The 20,510-nt window shown below is 57.8% G+C and carries 21 protein-coding genes; 18 read left to right on the forward strand and 3 right to left on the reverse strand.

Going from position 1 to position 20,510, the window contains the following annotated elements; translation table 11 throughout:
- Positions 1-299 precede the first annotated feature (299 nt).
- From ACILSR_RS26290 to ACILSR_RS26300, 3 genes are read left to right on the forward strand one after another with little or no spacing between them, the layout of a single operon-like run.
- On the forward strand, positions 300-1,145 hold the full coding sequence (locus tag ACILSR_RS26290) for a glycosyltransferase family 2 protein (RefSeq protein WP_395752792.1): 846 nt from the start codon (positions 300-302) through the stop codon (positions 1,143-1,145).
- Positions 1,146-1,168: 23 nt separating this feature from the next.
- Positions 1,169-2,284, forward strand: a complete 1,116-nt coding sequence (locus ACILSR_RS26295) for a polysaccharide pyruvyl transferase family protein (protein ID WP_395752793.1) — start codon at positions 1,169-1,171, stop codon at positions 2,282-2,284.
- Positions 2,281-3,399 (forward strand): glycosyltransferase family 9 protein, encoded by a 1,119-nt coding sequence (locus ACILSR_RS26300; RefSeq protein WP_395752794.1) that lies wholly within the window; start codon positions 2,281-2,283, stop codon positions 3,397-3,399. Before ACILSR_RS26295 ends, ACILSR_RS26300 begins: the two co-directional genes overlap by 4 nt.
- Here the strand turns inward: ACILSR_RS26300 and ACILSR_RS26305 are convergent.
- Together ACILSR_RS26305 and ACILSR_RS26310 are read right to left on the reverse strand one after the other, a co-directional pair.
- Positions 3,375-4,145, reverse strand: a complete 771-nt coding sequence (locus ACILSR_RS26305; RefSeq protein ID WP_395752795.1) for an FkbM family methyltransferase — start codon at positions 4,143-4,145, stop codon at positions 3,375-3,377. The two genes, ACILSR_RS26300 and ACILSR_RS26305, sit on opposite strands and share 25 nt — an antisense overlap.
- Positions 4,142-4,819 carry a hypothetical protein gene (locus ACILSR_RS26310; protein WP_395752796.1) on the reverse strand — a complete coding sequence of 226 codons (678 nt, stop codon included), beginning with the start codon at positions 4,817-4,819 and terminating at the stop codon, positions 4,142-4,144. Before ACILSR_RS26310 ends, ACILSR_RS26305 begins: the two co-directional genes overlap by 4 nt.
- A gap of 56 nt (positions 4,820-4,875) precedes the next feature.
- Between ACILSR_RS26310 and ACILSR_RS26315 the strand changes: the two genes are divergently transcribed.
- A complete protein-coding gene (locus tag ACILSR_RS26315; RefSeq protein WP_395752797.1) occupies positions 4,876-5,802 on the forward strand; it encodes a glycosyltransferase family 2 protein in 927 nt (308 codons plus the stop codon).
- Between the two features lie 425 nt (positions 5,803-6,227).
- Positions 6,228-6,962, forward strand: coding sequence for a glycosyltransferase (locus ACILSR_RS26320; protein WP_395752798.1), 735 nt, complete (start codon positions 6,228-6,230; stop codon positions 6,960-6,962).
- Positions 6,963-7,421: 459 nt separating this feature from the next.
- Here the strand turns inward: ACILSR_RS26320 and ACILSR_RS26325 are convergent, their stop codons facing one another.
- Complete coding sequence (locus tag ACILSR_RS26325) at positions 7,422-8,144, reverse strand: hypothetical protein (protein WP_395752799.1); 723 nt, start codon at positions 8,142-8,144, stop codon at positions 7,422-7,424.
- An 858-nt stretch (positions 8,145-9,002) separates the two neighbouring features.
- On the opposite strand from ACILSR_RS26325, the gene ACILSR_RS26330 reads away from it, so the two are divergent.
- The 13 genes from ACILSR_RS26330 (at position 9,003) to ACILSR_RS26390 (ending at position 20,506) form a co-directional block, all read left to right on the forward strand.
- On the forward strand, positions 9,003-9,554 hold the full coding sequence (locus ACILSR_RS26330) for a GbsR/MarR family transcriptional regulator (RefSeq protein WP_395752800.1): 552 nt from the start codon (positions 9,003-9,005) through the stop codon (positions 9,552-9,554).
- A 91-nt stretch (positions 9,555-9,645) separates the two neighbouring features.
- On the forward strand, positions 9,646-10,260 hold the full coding sequence (gene cysC, locus ACILSR_RS26335; RefSeq protein WP_395752801.1) for an adenylyl-sulfate kinase: 615 nt from the start codon (positions 9,646-9,648) through the stop codon (positions 10,258-10,260).
- A 74-nt stretch (positions 10,261-10,334) separates the two neighbouring features.
- Complete coding sequence (locus ACILSR_RS26340; protein ID WP_395752802.1) at positions 10,335-11,168, forward strand: ABC transporter permease; 834 nt, start codon at positions 10,335-10,337, stop codon at positions 11,166-11,168.
- Positions 11,165-12,436 (forward strand): ABC transporter ATP-binding protein, encoded by a 1,272-nt coding sequence (locus ACILSR_RS26345; RefSeq protein WP_395752803.1) that lies wholly within the window; start codon positions 11,165-11,167, stop codon positions 12,434-12,436. The genes ACILSR_RS26340 and ACILSR_RS26345 overlap by 4 nt, the downstream gene beginning before the upstream one ends.
- Positions 12,433-13,131 carry a TylF/MycF/NovP-related O-methyltransferase gene (locus ACILSR_RS26350; RefSeq protein WP_395752804.1) on the forward strand — a complete coding sequence of 233 codons (699 nt, stop codon included), beginning with the start codon at positions 12,433-12,435 and terminating at the stop codon, positions 13,129-13,131. The genes ACILSR_RS26345 and ACILSR_RS26350 overlap by 4 nt, the downstream gene beginning before the upstream one ends.
- Complete coding sequence (locus ACILSR_RS26355; protein ID WP_395752805.1) at positions 13,128-14,039, forward strand: class I SAM-dependent methyltransferase; 912 nt, start codon at positions 13,128-13,130, stop codon at positions 14,037-14,039. The genes ACILSR_RS26350 and ACILSR_RS26355 overlap by 4 nt, the downstream gene beginning before the upstream one ends.
- A 6-nt stretch (positions 14,040-14,045) precedes the next feature.
- On the forward strand, positions 14,046-14,795 hold the full coding sequence (locus ACILSR_RS26360; protein WP_395752806.1) for a class I SAM-dependent methyltransferase: 750 nt from the start codon (positions 14,046-14,048) through the stop codon (positions 14,793-14,795).
- Positions 14,796-14,827: 32 nt separating this feature from the next.
- Entirely contained in the window at positions 14,828-15,988 is a 1,161-nt protein-coding gene (locus ACILSR_RS26365) for a glycosyltransferase family 4 protein (RefSeq protein WP_395752807.1), read from the forward strand.
- A 12-nt stretch (positions 15,989-16,000) separates the two neighbouring features.
- The gene (locus ACILSR_RS26370) at positions 16,001-17,137 is read left to right on the forward strand and encodes an acyltransferase family protein (protein ID WP_395752808.1); all 1,137 of its coding nucleotides are present in this window, start codon (positions 16,001-16,003) and stop codon (positions 17,135-17,137) included.
- 171 nt (positions 17,138-17,308) lie between these two features.
- Complete coding sequence (locus ACILSR_RS26375) at positions 17,309-17,899, forward strand: class I SAM-dependent methyltransferase (protein ID WP_395752809.1); 591 nt, start codon at positions 17,309-17,311, stop codon at positions 17,897-17,899.
- A gap of 35 nt (positions 17,900-17,934) precedes the next feature.
- Positions 17,935-18,900: a glycosyltransferase gene (locus ACILSR_RS26380; protein WP_395752810.1), complete on the forward strand. Its 966-nt coding sequence runs from the start codon at positions 17,935-17,937 to the stop codon at positions 18,898-18,900.
- A 2-nt stretch (positions 18,901-18,902) separates the two neighbouring features.
- Positions 18,903-19,649: a class I SAM-dependent methyltransferase gene (locus ACILSR_RS26385; protein ID WP_395752811.1), complete on the forward strand. Its 747-nt coding sequence runs from the start codon at positions 18,903-18,905 to the stop codon at positions 19,647-19,649.
- Positions 19,646-20,506 carry a polysaccharide deacetylase family protein gene (locus ACILSR_RS26390; protein WP_395752812.1) on the forward strand — a complete coding sequence of 287 codons (861 nt, stop codon included), beginning with the start codon at positions 19,646-19,648 and terminating at the stop codon, positions 20,504-20,506. Before ACILSR_RS26385 ends, ACILSR_RS26390 begins: the two co-directional genes overlap by 4 nt.
- The last annotated feature ends 4 nt before the right edge of the window (positions 20,507-20,510 follow it).

Below are 20,510 nucleotides of genomic sequence, written 5' to 3' on the forward strand. Positions count from 1 at the left end.
GCGACCTGCAAAACTGGGAGGCCAGCGGTGCCGCACCTCAGATCCTCAGCGACGACGGCACCATGCAGAACCTCAGCACCGAGTTCCCCGTCCTTTCCAACGGCCAGCCCAGCAGGTTCTTCCGCACCCGCCTCCCGTAACAGAGCGTTGCCCGGTCGCGCCTGGACTCGATGACATCATCTTGCGCTTTCCCTCCGGAACATTCGCGGGAAGAGTAGCCTCTCATGTCATCAGGCATTCCATGCCAAATACCGGTGCTTTTCTTGATCCATCGCCGGCTCGGGCCAACCACCCGCGTCATGGCGGCGATAAAGCAGGCACGCCCCGAGGTTCTCCTGGTGGCTGCTGACGGTCCGCGAGAAGATCCCCGCTGCACGCAGGTTCGAGACCATGTGCTGGCCGCCATTGACTGGCCCTGCAGGGTGCAGACACGTTTTCTGGACGAGCTCCAAGGCTGCCGTAAAGCCGTTTCATCTGCGCTGGACTGGGCCTTTGGCCTACATGAACAGTTGATCATCCTCGAGGACGACTGCCTGCCTCATCCGAGTTTCTTCGTATTCTGTGCTGCAATGCTGGACCGGTTTAAAAACAGCCCGGAAGTCATGCAGATCTGTGGCAGCAATCTCACCGGCATGCGGTCTCCCGGGCACAGCTACTGCTTCTCACGGTTCGGCCCCATCTGGGGCTGGGCCTCCTGGCGTCGCGCTTGGCAGGCATACGATGTCGCCATGAAAGAGTGGCCTGCGGTGCGTGATTCCCCGCTTCTCCGTCAGTGCTGTCCCGAACCCTGTGAAGCAGCCTGGCGCCGCGAGGTTCTCGGCGCTGTTTATCGCGGTGAAGTGGATACCTGGGACTACCAGTGGGCCTTTGCCAAATTGCGACTCGGCGGGCTGAACATCGTTCCCTCCGTCAATCTCATTTCAAACATCGGCTTCGGGCCGGATGCCACCCATACCTTGAATTCAGCTGACCCCCGCGCTGGACTCGCCGTTCAGGATCTGCCTTCGCCCTTGCAGCATCCTGCCACCATCACTGCATGGCAGGAGGCGGATCGAGCCTATCTCACTCAGGTGGTGGGGTTGCCTGCAAAAGCCATTTCACTCCAGGGAATGCGCCGCTGGGTGCGATCTCTTTTCAAGCGATGAAGCGGCTTTGTTTCATATCCACCGTGAATCACAATGTCGGGGACGACTTTGTGCGCATCGGGATCATCAGCCTGCTGCAAGCAGTGCTTGGGGAATTCGAAACTACCGTCATCCACAAACATTTCCCGGCAGGCGTGCGCGGCAGGCTTTGGCAGCAAGTGGACCGCATGACCCGCGGCATCTCGAAGCGATTCGACTGGCGCGGCCGATTGGCACGCATGGCGGATTTCCTGCCCCTCAATGCCGCAGAGGACAAGATTCTCAACTGCGATCTGCTGGTGCAGTCGGGTGCTCCCATGTACTGGAAGAATCGTTGGTCCACCTGCGCACAGACAGAATGGTTTGCCCCGCTCGTCGAGAAGCGCTGGCGGCAGATCTCGCAGCGCGTGCCGCTTCTCAATCTCGGTGCTGGCTCCTGTCAGGCTTGGGGCAGTGACGGCGCTGAGATCGTTTCAGATCCAGAATGTCGATCCTTCATTGATCGCTTCACCCGCTGGAGTTCTTTGACCACCGTGCGGGACAAGCTCGCGCAGAACATCGTTCGCGAGTGCGGGCACGAGGTTCCTTTGCTGCCATGTCCCGCCATCTTTTCTCCTGGAGCGTTAAACATTCAAGGTCAGCCCGGTCAGTACATTGCGCTCAATTACATGCCTTATGGCGGCCATTACGATCTCGCTGAGACTGGGGCCGAGGCTCGTCAAAAATGGGAAAATGTCTTTTGCAAAACTGCCCGTGATCTGGCGCGGCGTCAGGCGTGCATGCTGATCTGCCATGACCGCGCGGAATTGCAGCTTGCCGAGTGTTTGCTGCCTGACATCCCTCGGTTCCACAGCGAGGTCTGGCAGGACTATTTGCACGCCTACTCGCGTTGCTCCTCGGCAGTGGTGAATCGCGTGCACGGAGCCGTGGTCGCCGCCGTCATGGGCAAGCAGGTGCTGCTCACCGGAAATGACACCCGGCTGCTCATGGCCGCGGAAATCCCGGGTGTCACTGTGCATCCTGTGCAGGAGGTTTGGGACTCGTTTGAAGAACGTGTGGCCGACATGCTGCGCAGGCCCCTCAAGGAGCAACCGACGGCTTTTCTCGAAACCACCAGGTCGCGTTACATTGAACTCCTGCGCCCCATTCTGTCTGCATGACTCGCTGGTTCCGCCCCCTATGCTACTGGCTGATTCTGGCCCTTCTGCACCTCACGCCGCGGGGCAGGGGGCGATACTATCGACTGGTCGTTCTGAAACTCGACCGCCTTGGAGATGCCGTGCTTTCGCTCGGTGCGGTGCGTCTGCTGGTCAAAGAATTCGGCACCGATAATACCCTGCTCATCGTCTCAACCGTCGCTGAACCCTTTTTTCGACGCGAATTCCCAGCGGTGGACCTGCTGGTGCTGCCGCCCTTTTGTCAGAACTTTTGGCCCGATTTTGTGCAAACCATGGTCCGCCATGCCGCGCAGTTGCGTGCCATCACCGCCGACCATCTCGTCTGCCTCCGCCATCAGCCCTCGGACTATCTTCATGCCATCGCAGCCCTGATGAACGCCCGCCAGATCCATGCATCGGAGTGGATCCTGCCTGGAGAGCGAGTCAGCCTCAACTATCGTCGTGCCCAGCGCGTTGCCTACCCCGTCGAATCCACGGAGGGCTGTCTGGAACTCGAAGCTCACCGTCGCGTGGTTCAAAGCGTCCTGCGACGGCCTGTGGACTTCCACGAAATGCTTCCGGTTCTGCCTTCCAGCCCAGCTGAATCAAACTCCATATTGCTGGTCTGCCCGCTGGCAGGTAATACCATTCGCCAGTATCCAGCCGCCAGCCTTGCCGCCGCCATCGCATCGTTTCTAATGTCCACTCCGGCCGTTCGCGTCACTTTTTGCCTCCCGCCCGGGATCAGTCACACTCTTTACGAGCAGGCCTTGCAGGGCGCAGGCCTCGCCCACGTGGACTGGGTTCACCCGTCTAGTCTGGAAGAACTCATTCAAGCCATCCGTTCTGCGCGCATGGTTCTCGCGCCCGACTCAGCACCCGCGCATCTCGCCACGGCTCTGGACAAACCCGGTGTCTTTTTGCTTGGCGGTGGTCAGCACGGCATGTTTGCTCCCTGGAAGCGCAGCCCGCGCCAAGTCTGGCTGGATCATGCCATGGACTGCTATCACTGCCAGTGGCGCTGCATCCATCCTGAGCCGTACTGCATCACGCACATTCAGGCCTCTGCCGTGGCGGCCGTCCTGAGGTCCGTTCATGCGGCCGCGGGTCTGCCATGATCTTTGACAGCAAAAAAGCAGTCCGCATAGCTCGCATTTGTCGTCAGCATGATCGGCTTTTCATAATGCTCTTCGAGCATCTTCATCACGGCCGTGAAATTTTCATGCCGAACCTCCACGCAGATCGCCCGCGGGACAAACCGCGACAAATCCAGCCCTCGCAGCGCATCGGCTTCAAATCCTTCCACATCCAGGCTTAAAAGGTCAAAATCCCATGGAGTGCCAGTTTCTACCAGAACGTCCGTCAAAGTTCGCACAGGTGCCTCGACGAACTGCTCCAGCGGCGGCAGGCCCTGTCCCTGCAGTCCGCTGCTCGCACGCGCATGCTCCGTGGCATCATCCGCCAGCGCGCCACGCACCATTGTCATAAGGCCTGCGTGGCGCAGTTTCACCGTGCTGCCGGCATTTTCGGGAGCGCCGAGTGCACAGCAGACCACATTCGACTCCCTTCGGCGTTTTTTGCAGCGTTGCGCGAGTGGTGGCAGCGGCTCAACAAGCACTCCGCGCCAGCCCTTCATTTTCGCGAAGTAATACGTGTTGCTCTGTTGAAACCCATCATAGGCTCCCGCCTCCACATACCATCCGCCACGCCTCGGCAGCAGGCGTTCGAGCTGAAGGTCCAGTCCATTCAGCGAAGGCCGCGATAGCCAGCCGATGCGGCACCACTCCAGCATCGGCCGGATCAGATTGAAAAGACGGTCGCGCCGCGAATAGATGGAGCGGTAGGGCAGGGGCTCTTGTTTCACGCCCGTTGCTCCAGGTTGCCATACAGTTCCGCTGCCCAGGGACCGCCGGCATGCGGCACCGCGCACTTCTGCCGCATGAAGACAGACGTGCACCAGGTGTAATCATTGACGGGACCAAAGCCGTGAAAGTCGATCTGCATCATCCCTTGCGCACGCAGCCAGTCACACGTGGGCGCATTCCAGTCCGAGTTGTCCAGCATCAGCAGGCCGTGCTCCACTAGATAGGGCAGCGCCGCCCTGGCGCATTCAGGACGGAGAAAGCCATCGATCACGATCACCTCAAACACGCGCCCCTCTTGCAGCGGTGTCTCCACATAGCTGGGCCCCTCCACCGGACCGATCAGCCGCAGATTTTCCGGAGCGCGGCTGCGGATCATCTCAGCCCACGAAGCCCGGCCTTCCACCGTGGTCACCGTTTTGGCACGGGCCGCCCACCATAGGGAGCTTTGGCCTCCGCCGTACTCCAGCACGTTTGCCTGGGAAAAATCCAGCCGCGAAAGATAATCCAGCGCAGGGAAGGTGATCCATGGCACCGGCTTTCCAAGACCGTCCACAGGCACTCCGGTGCGAATGCTCTGCCACAGAGCCCGTTTTGCAAACAAGGTTCGCACGATGCGAATCGCTTTGCCAGCGCGTGGGAAAAACTTATGGATCGCACGCTCAATGAGGGTCATCTGACTTATTAATCTCTGCTTGCCACACTTCTGGCAAGCTTCTATTTGAAGTTAGAATGGAGTTCGCATCCGACCACGCAGTCACAGCCGCAAATGTGTGGATTGTCCTGCCTGTGCACAACCGTCGCGAAACCACCGCCCGCTGTCTCACACACCTGCGCACCCTGGGTGTCCTCTCCTGGGCGCAGGTGCTGGTGGTGGATGACGGCTCCACCGATGGCACACGCACCATGCTGGAGCAGGACTTTCCAGGCGTGCACACACTCCCCGGAGACGGCCAGCTCTGGTGGTGCGGGGCCATACGCCTTGGCATGCAGGCCGCCATTCAGCAGGGAGCCGGCTGTGTCGTCTGGTTGAACGATGACACTCTGCCCCAGAGCGGAGCCTTGGAGATGCTTGTCGCGCTCGCCATGAAGTGTTCTGCTATTTGCGGCGGCGTCGCGCGCACCACTCCCGAGACCTTTGTATACGCTGGCGGTGTCATGCACAAACGCTGGCCTCAACGGCTGAGAGAGGTGCCCGGTCCCGAAGCCGCACCTGTTTCGCTAGAGTGGTTGCATGGCAATACCGTCGCCATTCCTGCCGCTGTCTGGCGCCGGATCGGACTGCCGGAAGCTCGCTGGATGAAACAGACTTTCTCCGATATCGAGTACACCCTGCGCGCCCATCGCATTGGGATTCCGGTGCTGCTCGTTCCAGCCGCGCAAAGCGTTGCTCAGTTCAATGACTCCGCCACCTACTGGTCCTGGGCGGATGCCCGCCTTTCATGGTGGGACGTCCTCAGCGGCTTTGGCCGTTTGAAGGTCTGGTGGTATCTGCCGGGACTCGTTTACTTTAAACTGACCACAGGGGGTGTTTTGGGCGGTTTTGACTGCATATGGTTATGCGTAAAGGCCCTGCTGCTGGGCATCTACAAATGTAATGCAATCCGCTGGTTGACACAAAACCTCAAAAGGACCAATGGCTTGTTTCGATCTGAATGAGTGACGTGCCAACCAACTGCCGCAACCTCCACCAATGGGTGGTTTTCGGTCCTGATTGGGGCAGACACCCGTCCACCTGCCAGCACCTCTTCAATGAACTGCTCGGAGCCCACTCAGTCATCTGGGTGGAGACCGTGGGCCTTCGCCCGCCCACGCTGACCCTGCGCGACCTTTCTCGCAGCTGGCAGAAACTGGTGGACTACATTTCAGGCAGGCGAAATCGAACCGCTGCCACGCGGCCGGGTCTCACCGTTCTGTGTCCTTTGACACTGCCATTCCCCCAGTCCCGACTCGCACGAAAGTTCAATCAATGGCAGATCCGCCGTAGCGTCACTCGCGCATGCCGCCGCCTGGGTTTTAAAGACCACACCCTCGTTGTTACTGCGCCAAGCCACTGCGATGTTGTCGGCACGCTGGGGGAGGGGATGAGCATCTTCTACTGTCCCGACAACTATGCACTCTGGCCCGGCATGAACGCTCAAATAGTGCGGCAGATGGAGGAGGAACTGACCCGGCGTGTGGATGCCATTGTGGCGGTCTCAGAGCAGCTGGCACAGCGCTTCAAATCCAGTGGCAAACCACTGCAGGTCCTGACTCAGGGCGTGAATGCGGCCCACTTCGCGCGTTCAATGCCCGCCCAAAATGCCGGGCATTTTGAAATCGTTTATTTTGGCATGATCGATCAACGCCTGGACGTGGATCTTTTGGTCCAGCTTGCTAAGCGGCTGCCTCAGGCACGCTTCCGCATGATCGGCCCCGCCTTGATCGACACTCGCAGGCTCCGCTCCCTTCCCAACATGAAACTCGAGCCGCAGATGCCGTTTGCGGACCTTCCTGCAGCATTGGTCTCGGCCAGCCTGTTCATCATGCCGTTTGTCGTGAATGAGCTTTCAAAAAGCTGCAGCCCCTTGAAGATTAAAGAATATCTGGCCTGCGGACGCCCGGTGGTGGCCATGGCTGTTCCCGAAACCGAACGTCTCAAGGCGTTTGTAAATGTGGCCTTCGACCACACTTCATTTGTTGATGCCGTCGTCGCTGCGTTCGAGGGGCGCCTGCCTTTCGATTCTCAAGCCGTGAAAGAGATGATTGCCAGGGAAGGGTGGGCCGATAAGGCGCAGGAGTTCGTCAAGTTTGTAGAATCGCGGTGCCCCGCCCTTTGACTTACTTTCAAGTTCGACTTGTCTTGGATTCAAAACTGAGCAGCAGACGCTGCGGCTTCCATTAGATGTTGCCAGCTCCGCGATTGTTTTTTGACCAATAAGTCTGCTGTCCGGGCTGGACTATGGCATCCCTCGCCCAAGTTCAGAACCGGTCAGAGGGGGACTGCTGTGCCATCACCGGACCGCGGAATATTCTTAGGCTCTTGCAAATCTGCCACCTGCCACTCCCCGCTCAAGGGGCGGTGGCCCTATTTGGGGCCAAACATCTCAAAGATCGCTCTGGAAGCGCGGCCAAGTGAGAATGTCAGCGCAACACCATTGCGCGAGGCGCCGGCTGTGCCCATCGCTGGGCTGCATGGTGCAAGCGAACCAACTCCTCCTGTACGAAGAGAACCCCAACAGCAAGCTAAACAGCTCGTCTGTTGGGGTTCGGAGTGAATTCAGTAAATGAAAGTCAGATTACTTGCCAGAGACAGTCGTCCAAGTCGGAGTGCGGTCGATCTTCGGCTTTGGCACCTTGACCTGTCCAACAGTGATCAACTGGCGGTCCCAAACGGCAGGCTCACCAAACCACTTGGAGATGCCCTTCTTGTTCGAGTCGTCAAGTTCATAGGTGACGATGAACGCTCCGCCAGGATTGGTGGGGCGAACGCCTTCGACAAAGATACGCTCAGGTGGCACAGTGGCAGACCAGAGCCACTCGACGCGGCGACGGGAAGGATCTGCGGAATCCAGCAGCAGCTGCCTGCGAGTGCTGTCCATCCAAACCAAAATACGTCCACACGTGGCAGTCTCCTGCTCGAAGTTCTGGAAGCGGCCCTTCTTGTCTCCAAGATTGACACCCTTGATTTCGAGACCGGTCACCAGTTTGTAGAAGTCCATTCTCACCTTCGGCTCTCCGACCTGGCGCTGACGATAGGCGTTCGGCTGGCAGGTCATGATCAGCTTGGTCATTTCACCAGCTCCCACAGTCAGGCCGTAAGGGTTGCGCTTGGGCTCATTGCCCATGGCGGCATCTGCCTCATTGATCTGCCCGCTGAAGTTGACATCGCCCTCGATTTTCACTCGGCCGATGGGATTGGTTTGCACATTGTATCCAGGTGCACCCCAGCCGCTGTAGCCCCCGTAGCCGCCTACCCAGCTTGATCCCCAGCCACCGCCGGAGAATCCAATCGGACCCATCGGACCCCATTGAGCTGATGCATTTTGGACACCAATACCTGCAACAAGGAATAGAAGGACGTGGAAAAAACGGGATTGTTTCATAATAGGATTTTGCTCTGCTGCTTTACTAAAATCACCTTTATTATGCACTAATACAGACGGGTGCCAATTTATTTTCGCATTTTGTTTGTCAAAATTGCAGGTCTGACTGCATCTCGGGCAGCCACGATTCAGCTAGAAGCTGTCCAAGGCACTAAAAGATTTCGTGCTATACCACGGTTTCCTTGAAAAACACAAAGGATTTCCTCACTTATGTCGCCGATTGGAGAGAGCGGCCTCGAGCCACGCTCACTCCTGCTTCTATGTAAGTAAGACCAACTGGCGCGGGCAGGTAAACCGCGCCTGTCACACCGGCCTTCTTTTGTCGGAGGCGTAAAACGTCAGTATGTCTCTCATAGGGGCTGTGTCGTCGATGGCATTTCCCAGTGACCAATGGGCTTGCTCTAAATGCTTCGCTTTCTATTTGGAGCGCATTTCCGGAACCATTCAGGGCATTCTCCCCGGCCGCGGCTCAAAAGCGGAGATCACTGCATGAAGTTCGTCTGTGCCATCCTTCGGTGCTGAGGTTTGCTGCTCAGTCATGCTTCGAAAAGCATCAAGAACACCACATGATTTTCAACCGAATTGAAATCTACCATAACCCGAAGTTCCCTCGGTTTATATCCCGCCGCCATATTAAAAGTATGGACTGGGTCCCCCGGTTTCGCTGCCCGCATTTCCGAAGAAGGATCGCTGGTTCGCATCCTCTATTCTTCCAAATTAGCAGCTTGCAGATGTTCCGGCACATGTAATAGATCGTTAAATTTTCTCTGAACGATGCCGTCACTCACCACGAAATCCCAACTCAGCGGCGGCATGCTGGATTGGGATCGCGAATTGCGGCGGTTTATTGACGCCGGTGGAAACACCACCCATAGCTTTGGCTTGGGCAGGCTCATCGGACGGATGTTTGCGCTGATTTACCTGCATCCCCGTCCCATCAGCCTGGAGGAGATCGCGGAGCAGTTGCAGATCAGCAAGGCGAGCGCCAGCACCACGGTTCGCCAGCTCGAGAAGTGGCACGCCGTCACCCGGATTGAGATGGAGGGGGACAGACGTGACTTCTATAAAGTTGAAACACGCTTCAGCCTCATCATGAAGAAGGGGCTGCTCCCCAATTTGCAAAAGAAACTCCGCTCGGCCGGAGGGCAGATTGACCGCGTCCTCGCAGCGGAGCCTTCCAAAAAGAAGACTGGTCGCACCAGTGCCGCGCCATCATTCAGTGCGGCGGAAACTCAGGAAATTCACAAAAGACTGATAGCGGCACGCAGCCTGCATCAGAAGCTCGACAGAATACTCTCCAGCAACCTGCTGGACTATTTCTTGTAGGCTTTAAGCAACCACTCACACGCATCACCCGATGGGCGAAGCGACCAATCCTTTAAAAAATGCAAACGGTCCCGCGACCGAGGGCGGCAGCTTGCTCGCAAACGGAGGCGGCAACATCACATGGTCCCATTTGGATGTGTCTCGGGAGGATCGGTGGCGCCTTCTGGGCCAGCGTGGCGGACTCGTCTGGTTCACTGGCCTGTCTGGCTCTGGCAAATCGACTTTGGCGACGAGTCTTGACGTCAGTCTCCACAGGCTGCGCCGTGCCAGTTTTGTTTTGGATGGAGACAACTTGCGCCATGGATTGTGCCGCGATCTCGGCTTCAGCTCCGCTGATCGCACGGAAAACATCCGCCGCGCGGGTGAAGTGGGCTGCCTCATGGCTGAAGCAGGGCTCATTGTCATCTGCTCGCTCATTTCTCCCTTTGCCGCTGACCGGCAGCTTGTTCGTGAAGCTTGTGCCAAACAGGGCGTGAACTTTCTCGAAGTTTTTGTCAATGCGCCGCTCGCGGTTTGCGAAAACCGCGATCCAAAGGGACTCTACCGCAAGGCGAGGGAGGGGAAAATTCAGGGCTTTACCGGAATTGATTCCCCATACGAGCCGCCTCAAAACCCCGATCTCGAATTGCGCACGGATCTGTACTCCTTGGAGGTCTGTCAGGACTCGCTGGCAAAATGCGTCCTCTCCAAAATGTCAGTGACCTAAAAAAATGAAGTCCATTCACTTCACCCGGATGCTCCTACGCGTCGGTCTGGTAAATCTCTCGCTGTGCTAATACGATGAAATCGACAGGCAGCGAAACAGATATTCTCATCCGCGCAGGCCAGCACGAGCTGCACTACTGGCGTGATATCTGGCGATATCGCGAACTCTTGTACTTCCTTGCGTGGAGGGACATCCTCGTGCGCTACAAGCAGACCATTGCCGGCAGTGCGTGGGCGCTTTTACGTCCCTTGTTGAACACGATTGTGTTCACGGTTCTCTTCAGCAGGCTGGGGAAATTTCCCTCCGATGGCGTGCCCTATCCGGTGCTGGTTTTGGCCGGAATGGTGCCATGGCAGTTGTTTAGCGGCGCGGTTCTGGGGGCCACGCAAAGTCTCGTCACCAACTCAAATCTGATCTCGAAGGTTTACTTCCCCCGCCTCATCATTCCATGCAGCACCCTGGGGGTCGCCTTGGTGGATTTCTTGTTCACTTTTGCACTCATGGTTTTGGTGGCGGCATGGTATGGGGTCATGCCCACCGTGCGCCTGCTGGCGCTGCCCCTGCTTGCCCTGTATGCACTTCTGGCCTCCCTTGGGCCGAGCGTCCTCATCGCGGCGTTGATGGTGAAATTCCGCGACTTCAAGCACGTGGTTCCCTTCCTGGTGCAAATTGGCACATTCGTCTGCCCTGTCGGTTACAGCTCCAGTTCCATTCCCGAAGAATGGCGTCTGCTGTATTCCTGCAACCCCATGGTTGGCGTGATCGATGGATTTCGCTGGGCCGTCCATGGCGGCACCCCGCTGCATTTGCCGGGCTTCCTGATTTCCGTGGGCATCACCGTGCTTCTGACTGTTGTGGGATTGTGGTACTTCCGTCGCACTGAGAGAACTTTTGCAGATGTGATATGAGCAACGATGTGGTCATCAGTGTGGAGGGGCTTGGCAAGTGTTACCAGATCGCCCATCTTGAAAAAGGTGCGGCGGGAAGGCCCAACACTCTAAGTGAGCGCATTCAGCATGCGGCCGCCTGGCCTATGCGTGCGTTGAAGCGCAGGCAGGATGTCAAACGCAGCACGGAGGAGTTCTGGGCCTTGAAGGATGTCGGCTTCGAAGTGAAACAAGGCGAAGTCCTTGGCATCATTGGCCGCAACGGCGCGGGTAAAAGCACGCTGCTCAAAGTCCTCTCGCGCATCACCGAACCGACGCGTGGTGAGGTGCGTCTTCGTGGCAGGCTGGCTTCTTTGCTCGAAGTCGGCACGGGCTTTCATCCCGAACTGACCGGTCGCGAGAACATTTTTCTCAATGGGGCGATCCTTGGGATGAGCCGACAGGAGATCCGCGCCAGATTCGATGAAATCGTCGAATTCGCCGCGGTTGCGAAATTCCTTGATACACCGGTGAAACATTACAGCAGCGGAATGTATGTCCGTCTTGCCTTTGCTGTCGCCGCGCACCTCCGCACCGACATCCTCATCATCGATGAGGTGCTGGCCGTCGGTGACATGGAGTTCCAAAAGAAGTGCCTTGGGAAAATGGGCGAGGTGACGAAAGATGGCCGCACGGTGCTGTTTGTAAGCCACAACATGCAGGCTGTCTCCACCCTGACGACTCGCTGCCTCCTGATGCAGAAGGGAAGTTGTGTGTTTCAGGGATCGAGCCGTGAAGCCATATCGGCCTATTTGGAAGGCGGTGCTTCGGCCGGCACTTCGTATTTGCCGGACAAGGAACCCAAGAGCGTGGCCTATGTCAGCAAAGCGGAGGTTCTGACGTCTGAGCCTGGCGGCACGCACGCCTGGGGGCAGCCGCTCCGTTTTATTTTCGAGATCACCGCCAGGGCACCCCTGCAGAACGCATCGTTTTCGTTTCACATTTTGGACCCGCTTCAGCAGCCGGTGGTCCATTCCTGGGTGTTTGATTCGGAGCAGCCCATGCTTCGTTCTCCCGGAGTCTTCCGCCTGGAATGCACACTGCCCGCTCCGCGGCTTTACATGGGGCAGTACACCATCAAAACTTATCTGGCCGACGCTCTTTCCAAATCGATGACCGAATCGGTGGAAGGCATCTGCTCCTTCCAGATCGTGATGCATGGCAAACATCGCGAATGGGCCTGGCAGGAAGGCGCCTGCAAATACTTGGAAGACTGGGATTGGAAAGTGAAAACCCCGACTGCATCATGAAAGAGCTAGCCAGAAACATCATCAAGACACTGCGGAAAAAGCCATCCAAAGATTCAGGGATGGACCCGCGACTGAAAAAAGTTCGCAAGAACACGATGTGTCCCAGGGACGCGTTGGAGTCGATTTTGCGCATCAGTCAGACTGTGCGCGATTCCGGAATCCCCGGCGACATCGTGGAGTGCGGTGTCTGCAACGGAGGCACGGCTGCTCTTTTTGGCAGCGTTATCGGTTTGGGGAATCGCAAGCTCTGGCTCTACGACTCTTTCGAAGGCATGCCTGCGACGACAGAAGCAGACGGCGCCGAAGCCGCGGAGTGGGTTGGCAAGTGCGTCGGTTCGGAGGAGACGGTGAAAAACATCCTTTCCGATTGCAGTGTTCCAAAGGAATCGACCGTCATTCGCAAAGGCTGGTTTGAAGACACCTTCAAGCAGGCATTGCCTGAAAAAGTGGCATTGCTCCATGTCGATGCCGACTGGCATTCCAGCGTCACGCTTTGTCTGGACACCTTCTATGACCGCGTTGTCCCAGGAGGCTACATCATTCTGGACGACTTCGGTTACTGGGAGGGCTGTCGAGAGGCATTCTATGATTTCTGCGCCCGTCGTGGCATCAAACCTTTGCTGGAGCGGTCGGGGATCTATCAGGCTCACTGGATCAAAGGTGAGATGCATCACCGTCCCGCCTCGAACTCATGACCGCATCATCCATCGCTCACCAGTGCCCGCTTACCGGAGTTGCTGGCAAGGCGCTCAGGACGCGCCAGCCAGATGAACTGTTTGGTGCATACTCGACATACTGTCGGTTCCCATTGACCGAGGCACTGCGTGAAAAATACTTTCGGGAGCCAGTCACCGAATATTATGCCGCAGAATCCGGGCTTCGCTGGTACTCGCCCAGCCGGTTGGGAGATTCAGATTTCTACGAACGTCTTTCGACTTTCCCGGACTACTACAATCCTGCTTCCTGGGACAAACTGGAGGCACTTCGCATGGTGCGTGAATCGCGCCCTTCATCGGTTGTCGATGTCGGCTGTGGAGATGGGTGGCTGGTCCGTGAGATTCAGGCCTCCGGAGTCAAGGCAATGGGCACTGATTTGAATGAAGAAGCCATCGCCAAAGGACGGGCGGAAGGATTGGATGTGCATCTCCCCGATTCTCCAGAGATCAAGGGCCGCCACGCAGAAGTGATGATCTCCCTTCAAACCTTGGAACATGTCCATGAACCCGTTGCCTGGCTGCAGGCTCAGGTTCAGCAGTTTCAGCCTAAAACGCTCATCCTCGCCGTTCCTGCTCATGACACCATGCTCGGGCGCAGCACCGAGCCGTTGTGCTGGCCCCCTCACCATTTCACCCTTTGGTCTGCAACGGCCATGAAAGTGCTGGCGCAAAAAATCGGTTATCAGCTCCACAGCGTGGACTACGAGCCAAACTCCTGGCGTCGTTTCAACGGCACGTTGAATCGTGAAGGCCGTCGTAATCTGGATGGCACGATGCGCTTCCCCAAAAGCCGCACCGGGGCGCTCCTCTATGAACTGATGTGCCTCCTCCGGAAGCCGTGGGCTCGCCGTGCACATTCGCTCATCGCAGTTCTCCATCGCTCTTGACCTTCTATGCCAGCCCCAGTTGCCACCCTCATTAGCGCCGATCCCTACCTGCGCGAGCGTTTGGAACCCGCTCCTGGCGACTCGATGTATCTGCATCTGAGCGACCTCAGGCTGGCCATGACATCGGTGGCGGATCATCGGACGCTGGATCTGCTTGATTTCGGCTGCGGTGGATCGCCTTACCGCAGCTTGTTTCCAAACGCCCGGTACAAGCGCGCGGATCTCCCCGGCACCGAAGCCATCGACTACGAGATCAAGCCCGGCAATGCATTTGAACCTCTGCCTGTCGAGTCCGCATCATTCGATCTGGTGCTCTCCAGTCAGGTTCTGGAGCATGTGCCAGATCCCGATTCCTACCTGCGCGAAGCTCGCCGGCTGCTGCGCCCCGGCGGCAGGATGGTGATCACCACCCATGGCATCTTCGAAGACCATGGCTGCCCCTATGATTTCCAGCGGTGGACCGATGCCGGCTTGGCCCGTGACCTTGCCCGAAATCACTTTGAAATAGGCGAAGTCTGGAAACTTACGACGGGCACTCGCGCAGCCATGTTTCTGCTTGAGCAGGCTTTCCCAAAAGTCCGGGCACGCACCTTGTTCGGTGCGTGTCTCTGGCCTCTTCGCTATGCAATGTTAAAGCGTCGCGCCTGGTGGCACCGCGGCTGCGACACCGCCTTCTCCGCCAATCGCTTTGTGAAGACGGATCTGGCAAAGCATCGCCTGTATATCGGTCTGGGGTTTGTCGTTCGCGCAGTCTGACACGGCGCGGTGGAAGACGAATAGACAGCATCATGTCAAAACTTTCACATGTGGGATTCGTTACCCTGCACCGTGCCGGCATCGGCGGCTCGGAAATGCTGTGGAGCCTTGCTGCCCGGCATCTGAAAAAAGCCGGATTGGAGATCACCGTTTTTCATCATGTGAAGCCGGGCGCTGCGCATGGGGAGAAGTTGTGGTCTGACATCGCTGCTTCAGTGAATTGCCTGCCTTCGCCCAAAAGCCAGGTGCGCCGTATTCTCGAAGCCGGCAGACGCATGGTCGCAGGGAACCCTGAGTCTAAATTCCGCGCGGCTCTCCGAGCAAGAAAGCCTGATCTGCTCATCATCAATTGCGGAGGACACCTGTCGGGTCTCGAGTACGCAGAGGCCTGTCGCGAACTCGGACAGCCTTACGGCCTCATCGTCCAGCTCGCCAACGACGTTGAATGGCCCTCCGACTCCGTTCGCGAGAGCTATAAGGGCATGTATTTCGATTCCGCTCTGACCGTCTTTGTTTCACGGCATAACCTCGAAATGGTGGAGACCATGGTCGGGCGGCGGTTGACAAATGCGGTCATCATTCGCAATCCCTGCCTGCTCGCGGAAAATCACCACTCGCTTCCATGGCCCTCATCCATGGCGCCCGTACGCATGGCGTTGCCAGCTCGGTTGGATATCCACGACAAAGGCCATGATGTGCTGCTGAAAGTGCTCGCCCAGCCCGAGTGGCAGGGCAGGGACCTCCAGCTGAATCTCTACGGACAGGGCCGCCACGAGCAGGGAGTTCGCGACCTGGTTCAGCTCCTCGGCTTGCAAAGCCGCGTGAACTTCTGCGGTCACGTTTCAGACCTCTCCGAAATCTGGCGCACCAATCACCTCCTTGTCATGCCTTCGCGGGCAGAAGGACTCCCGCTGGCGCTGATAGAAGCCATGCACGCCGGGAGACCTTCCGTCGTGACTGACGTGGGCGGAAACTGCGAACTCGTCACCGAAGGCGAGACCGGTTTCATCGCCGAGGCTCCGGTGCCCGCAAGTTTTTCAGTGGCCCTGGAGCGAGCCTGGCAGGCGCAGAAGCAATGGCAGGAAATGGGACAGAAGGCCTGCAGCAAAGTCGCAGCCATCTGGCAGCGGGATCCCGCGGAAGAACTCGCTGAAAAGATCGCCGCGGCGTTCGTGGTAATATCGTCGCGTTAAAAAAAAATCGGCATGGCTGTGCATCGAGACTCATGGTTGGATGTCCTTCGCGGGCTGGCCGTGCTGTTCGTGATCCTCGCCCACATCGAGTTTCGAGGAAGTTCCGTTCCGGCCCAGGTCAGCGCCGCATTCGAAGGTTTCGCGATCATCGGCGGTCGTGCGGGGGTTGATCTGTTTTTCGTCCTCAGCGGCTTTTTGGTATCCGGACTCCTGTTCAAAGAATGGGAGCAGACAGGAACTGTCAGACCCGGCAGATTCCTCATTCGCCGCGGCTTCAAAATCTACCCGGCCTTTTGGGTTGCACTGGCATTCATTGTTTCGGTGCGGATTTGGAAGGGCCACGGAGTGCCGGTGGACCGTTTGATCGGAGAACTCTTGTTTCTGCAAAACTACGTCGGCCGGCTGAGCGATCCGCATTGGACGCTGGCGGTGGAGGAGCACTTTTACCTCTTGCTCGCCGCCTTGTTCATGTGGCACTCACGTCATCGGCCCGGAAGGGAGCATGCGGCGGACGGGGCCTGGGTGGTCAAACTTTTCGTGTTTCTTGCAGTCGGCTGTCTTTTGGCTCGGACTCTGGCCTTCTACATGTATCCGGGGTGGAATGAGCCCGTCTTGATGATGACTCACGCTCGCATCGACGGTCTCTTCCTTGGTGTGCTCCTCGCCATGGGATGCAGAAATCACGGCTGGCATGCCCGCTTGCAGGCAAAGCTTGGACTGCCAGCCTGCTTTCTTCTCGCAGTATTCGCATGGTGGCTCGTTTATGCTGGTCTCAAAGCAGATCAGCCATGGGCCTCGTTCGCAGGCATGGACCTCACCGGTGGGGCGGCTGCGCTTCTGCTTCTTGCGGGTGTAGGCCGCCCAGAATTGGGGAGTTTCTTTGCCTTCCGCTGGCTGTCTGGCGTCGGGCGGCACTCTTACAGCATCTATCTCTGGCACATGCCCTGGCTGAGATTTTTGCAGCCATATCTCGAAAAACTAATCCCCGGGCAGAAGCGTTGGTGGATCACGGCTGTGCTGGGTGTCGCTGGCTCTCTGGCTCTGGGCAGGTTGATGGCAGCAGTGGTTGAAGGCCCTGCGCTCAAGCTGCGTGACCGTTGGTTCCCCGCTCCGGCAAAACCGTCACTGACGGTCGCTCCAGCCGTTTGATGTTCTAATTTTACTATGACAACAAAACCTCAGTCCTTCTTCCCAAATTCATGGTGGAGGCGCCTGTTGCAAAGCTTTCGCTGGCAGTCAGGACGAAAATCTGAAACCGCCTTTTGGGACCGCTATCTGAAGACGCGTGGCTTGCGCTGGCAGGCCGAATTTGAGCAGCGCATGAGCCCCGAACTCGAGCTCGATGCAGAGCTTGCCGCATTGTTGTCTCCTGTCCTCGCCGCAGGTGCGCAGCCCAAGATCGTGGATGTCGGCGCAGGGCCCTTGTCAGTCGTTGGCAAGCGTGTGAACGGAACGCCCGTGCAACTCACCGCACTCGATCCTCTCGCCGCTGAATACGATGTGTTGCTGCAAAAGCACGGCTTGCAGCCTCCGGTTCGCACCCAGCCTGGGAAGGGTGAGGAACTGGCGGCACTCTTGCCCCCCGCCTCGTTTGATTTGGCTCACGCACGCAACTGTCTCGACCATGGCCTGGACCCCTATCTCGCCGTCATGCAGATGCTCAGTGTGGTAAAGCCGGGTGGGCATGTTTACCTGAAGCATCGTCCCAACGAAGGCATCAATGAAAACTGGCATGGCTTGCATCAGTGGAATTTTTCCATCTCTGCGGGTGGAGATTTTATCATCAGTTCCCGGACCTCCGAGATGAATGTGAATCAGGCTCTCGCAGGAGTTGCAGACGTTCGTTGCGAACTGCGCAAGGAAGGCGACGACGAATGGCTGGTGGTCATCATTCAAAAGAAAGCGGCATGAGTCCCTTGGGTCAGCGGTAAGAAGTCTCTTTGATCATGTCCACCCCTCGCGTCACCTGGATCATGCCGGTTCTCAACGGCATGCCATTTCTGCCCGCCGCTCTTGAGTCGCTGCGTCAGCAGACCTTTCAGGATCAGCAGGTCTACGTCTGGGACAATGGCTCCACGGATGGCACCCTCGAAGTCTTGCGCGAATGGATTCCTGCGCGCATTCCCGGCAAAGTGTTTGTGGGTCAGCCGCTCTCTTTGGGCATGTCCCTCAAACGCCTGCTGGAAGAGGCGCCTTCATCCCTCGTTGCGCGCATGGACGCAGACGACATCTGCCTGCCACATCGCCTGGCCACTCAGGTCGCCCATTTGGACAAACATCCCGGACTCACAGTCATCGGTTCGGAGAGAATCAGCATCGATTTGCAGGACCGTGAGATTCCCCGGCGTTCGGCTTTCCCGCCAGATTACTTCGACATTCTGCATGCCACCCTGCGTGCGCCCCGAGTTCTTCACCCGTCAGTTTTAATGCGCCGTGACCAAGTGCTGGAGATTGGTGGATATCAGGACCTCTCCACCCCGGACTCCCCCTACTGGTGCGAGGATTACGACCTTTGGCTGCGCATCCTCAGCAAACATAAAGTCGAGGCTCTTCCCGAGCCGCTGATCCGCTACCGCTACAATCCGGACAGCCTGACAGAAACCGAGATGCGCTTGAACCGCTCCGCAAATGCGAAGCGGCGCGCGTGGCTGATCAATTGCAAAGCCTTCGCAGGCATCCACTCCTCTTCCGTGGCGGGGCGCTTGTGGGATCGTCGGCTCTTCCTGTCCATGCCGGTGATTCTCGGCATCGCACGTCACTTTCAGAGCAGGGACGGCCTGAAGGTGAGCGAGAGGCTCAAGATGCCTTCGTTTGTCAGGATCGCCCAGTCTTACCTTCGGCGCGAAGATTTGATCTCACGCATCTGGTTGCGTGGGCTTAGCAAAAAATTCACCGCGACTAACAACGAATGAGCATGATGAGCCGGTTCAAAATTTGGCTGGAGCGGCAGCGCTTTCTGCCCTCACGTGCTGGTATCTTCGTCAATCGTGACTTCATCATCCGGCGTGGCCTCATGCGCGAAGTCGGGCGCTTTGCAAAGCAGTTTAAAGGTCGCATCCTCGATTTCGGTTGCGGTGAAAAACCATACGAAAGTCTTTTCAGTGTGGAGAAGTATGTTGGCGTGGACATTGAGGTGAGCGGCCACTCCTCGGAGAAGAAGAAGGCGGACTTTTACTTTCGCGACACCACGCTTCCCTTTGCCGATGCGGAGTTTGATGGCGCTCTCTCCACGGAAGTTTTTCAGTCGGTGCCTGACCCTGGAGCCATGCTGAGGGAGCTTGCTCGCGTGCTGAAACCCGGGGCCCCCTTGCTGATCACTTATCCCTACGGCTGGGAGGAAGTGGAAATGCCCTACGACATGGCCCGCTACACATCAGTGGGTCTGAACCGTTTCCTCAATGCCGCGGGTTTCGATGTGGAGGAAGTCGTGAAGACGCCCACATACATTGAGACGCTCACTCAGCTTTTCACCCTCTGGCTGAGCCGCACGGTGCTGCCTTGGGGGCGGCGCGCCGTCCGCATCGTTTCCACCACACTCTTTGTCGCCCCGATCAATCTCTTCGGCATCATGCTGGGACGTGTGCTGCCGAATGATCCCCGCTACTTCCACAATGTCATCTTGCTGGCGCGCAAGCGTCAGGTGCTGAACCCGCCATCATGAGGCTGCTCGGAAAGCTTCGGTCGTTGCTCGAGTCTGCACGGCAGAAACGGCTGGAGCACGGCAGTTCATTGAAGGTCGTCTTTTTCCATGCGCTTTATGAAGGATCGCAGTCTCCCGCGGCGCTCGATCCGCTGCTGGCTCATTCCACGGACCAGCTCGCCGCATGCATCGATCGCATAAGGGCTGAGGGCAGGGAGTTTCTGCATCCCGGAGACCTCGGAAAACAGCTGCCAAAAAAAGGACGCTTCGCCCTTCTGACCTTCGACGATGGATATGCCAACAATCGTCTCGCCTTGCCCATCCTCCGCAGCAAAGCAGTCTCTGCGGTCTTTTTCATCACCAGCCGCCCCGTGGAGACCCAGCAAAGCTACTGGTGGGACGTCCTCCACCGCGAGAGCGCCAGACGAAATGTTTCCCCGGAGGAGCTCTCCGCGACCCGAAAACTTTTGAAGCTGAAGACGCCCGATGGCATTCAGCAGGAATTGACCAGCCGCTTTGGTGCTCAGTGCTGGAAACCTCATGGCGATGCAGATCGCCCCTTGGATCTCGCTGAACTCGCGAAGTTCTCCGCCGAGCCTGAAGTGGTCATCGGCAATCATACCAGAGACCACGCTCTTTTGGCCCAGTGCGGAGAGGCCGAACTCGAAGAGCAGCTCGAAAGCTGTCAGGATACCCTTGCGCAAGTCGTCGGCCAAAGACCGACGCTGCTGGCCTATCCGAATGGGCGATGGAACGACGCTGTGCTCCTCGCGGCCCGGCGCGCTGGCATTCAGGCTGCCTTCACCACTCGGAGCGCCCTGGCCCCTCTGCCACTGCCCTCCAGTCAGCATCTGCTCATACCCCGGCTCGCTCCATGAGCCA

The sequence above is a fragment of the Prosthecobacter sp. genome (assembly GCF_044222565.1).
Taxonomy (GTDB): Bacteria; Verrucomicrobiota; Verrucomicrobiia; order Verrucomicrobiales; family Verrucomicrobiaceae; genus Prosthecobacter.

Coding starts and splice junctions, on each gene's coding strand:
- ACILSR_RS26290 (WP_395752792.1), top strand. CDS start 300: ATGGCGGCGATAAAGCAGGCACGCCCCGAGGTTCTCCTGGTGGCTGCT.
- ACILSR_RS26300 (WP_395752794.1), top strand. CDS start 2,281: ATGACTCGCTGGTTCCGCCCCCTATGCTACTGGCTGATTCTGGCCCTT.
- ACILSR_RS26310 (WP_395752796.1), bottom strand. CDS start 4,819: ATGACCCTCATTGAGCGTGCGATCCATAAGTTTTTCCCACGCGCTGGC.
- ACILSR_RS26315 (WP_395752797.1), top strand. CDS start 4,876: ATGGAGTTCGCATCCGACCACGCAGTCACAGCCGCAAATGTGTGGATT.
- ACILSR_RS26320 (WP_395752798.1), top strand. CDS start 6,228: ATGAGCATCTTCTACTGTCCCGACAACTATGCACTCTGGCCCGGCATG.
- ACILSR_RS26325 (WP_395752799.1), bottom strand. CDS start 8,144: ATGGGTCCGATTGGATTCTCCGGCGGTGGCTGGGGATCAAGCTGGGTA.
- ACILSR_RS26330 (WP_395752800.1), top strand. CDS start 9,003: ATGCCGTCACTCACCACGAAATCCCAACTCAGCGGCGGCATGCTGGAT.
- ACILSR_RS26340 (WP_395752802.1), top strand. CDS start 10,335: ATGAAATCGACAGGCAGCGAAACAGATATTCTCATCCGCGCAGGCCAG.
- ACILSR_RS26345 (WP_395752803.1), top strand. CDS start 11,165: ATGAGCAACGATGTGGTCATCAGTGTGGAGGGGCTTGGCAAGTGTTAC.
- ACILSR_RS26350 (WP_395752804.1), top strand. CDS start 12,433: ATGAAAGAGCTAGCCAGAAACATCATCAAGACACTGCGGAAAAAGCCA.
- ACILSR_RS26355 (WP_395752805.1), top strand. CDS start 13,128: ATGACCGCATCATCCATCGCTCACCAGTGCCCGCTTACCGGAGTTGCT.
- ACILSR_RS26360 (WP_395752806.1), top strand. CDS start 14,046: ATGCCAGCCCCAGTTGCCACCCTCATTAGCGCCGATCCCTACCTGCGC.
- ACILSR_RS26365 (WP_395752807.1), top strand. CDS start 14,828: ATGTCAAAACTTTCACATGTGGGATTCGTTACCCTGCACCGTGCCGGC.
- ACILSR_RS26370 (WP_395752808.1), top strand. CDS start 16,001: ATGGCTGTGCATCGAGACTCATGGTTGGATGTCCTTCGCGGGCTGGCC.
- ACILSR_RS26375 (WP_395752809.1), top strand. CDS start 17,309: ATGAGCCCCGAACTCGAGCTCGATGCAGAGCTTGCCGCATTGTTGTCT.
- ACILSR_RS26380 (WP_395752810.1), top strand. CDS start 17,935: ATGTCCACCCCTCGCGTCACCTGGATCATGCCGGTTCTCAACGGCATG.
- ACILSR_RS26385 (WP_395752811.1), top strand. CDS start 18,903: ATGATGAGCCGGTTCAAAATTTGGCTGGAGCGGCAGCGCTTTCTGCCC.
- ACILSR_RS26390 (WP_395752812.1), top strand. CDS start 19,646: ATGAGGCTGCTCGGAAAGCTTCGGTCGTTGCTCGAGTCTGCACGGCAG.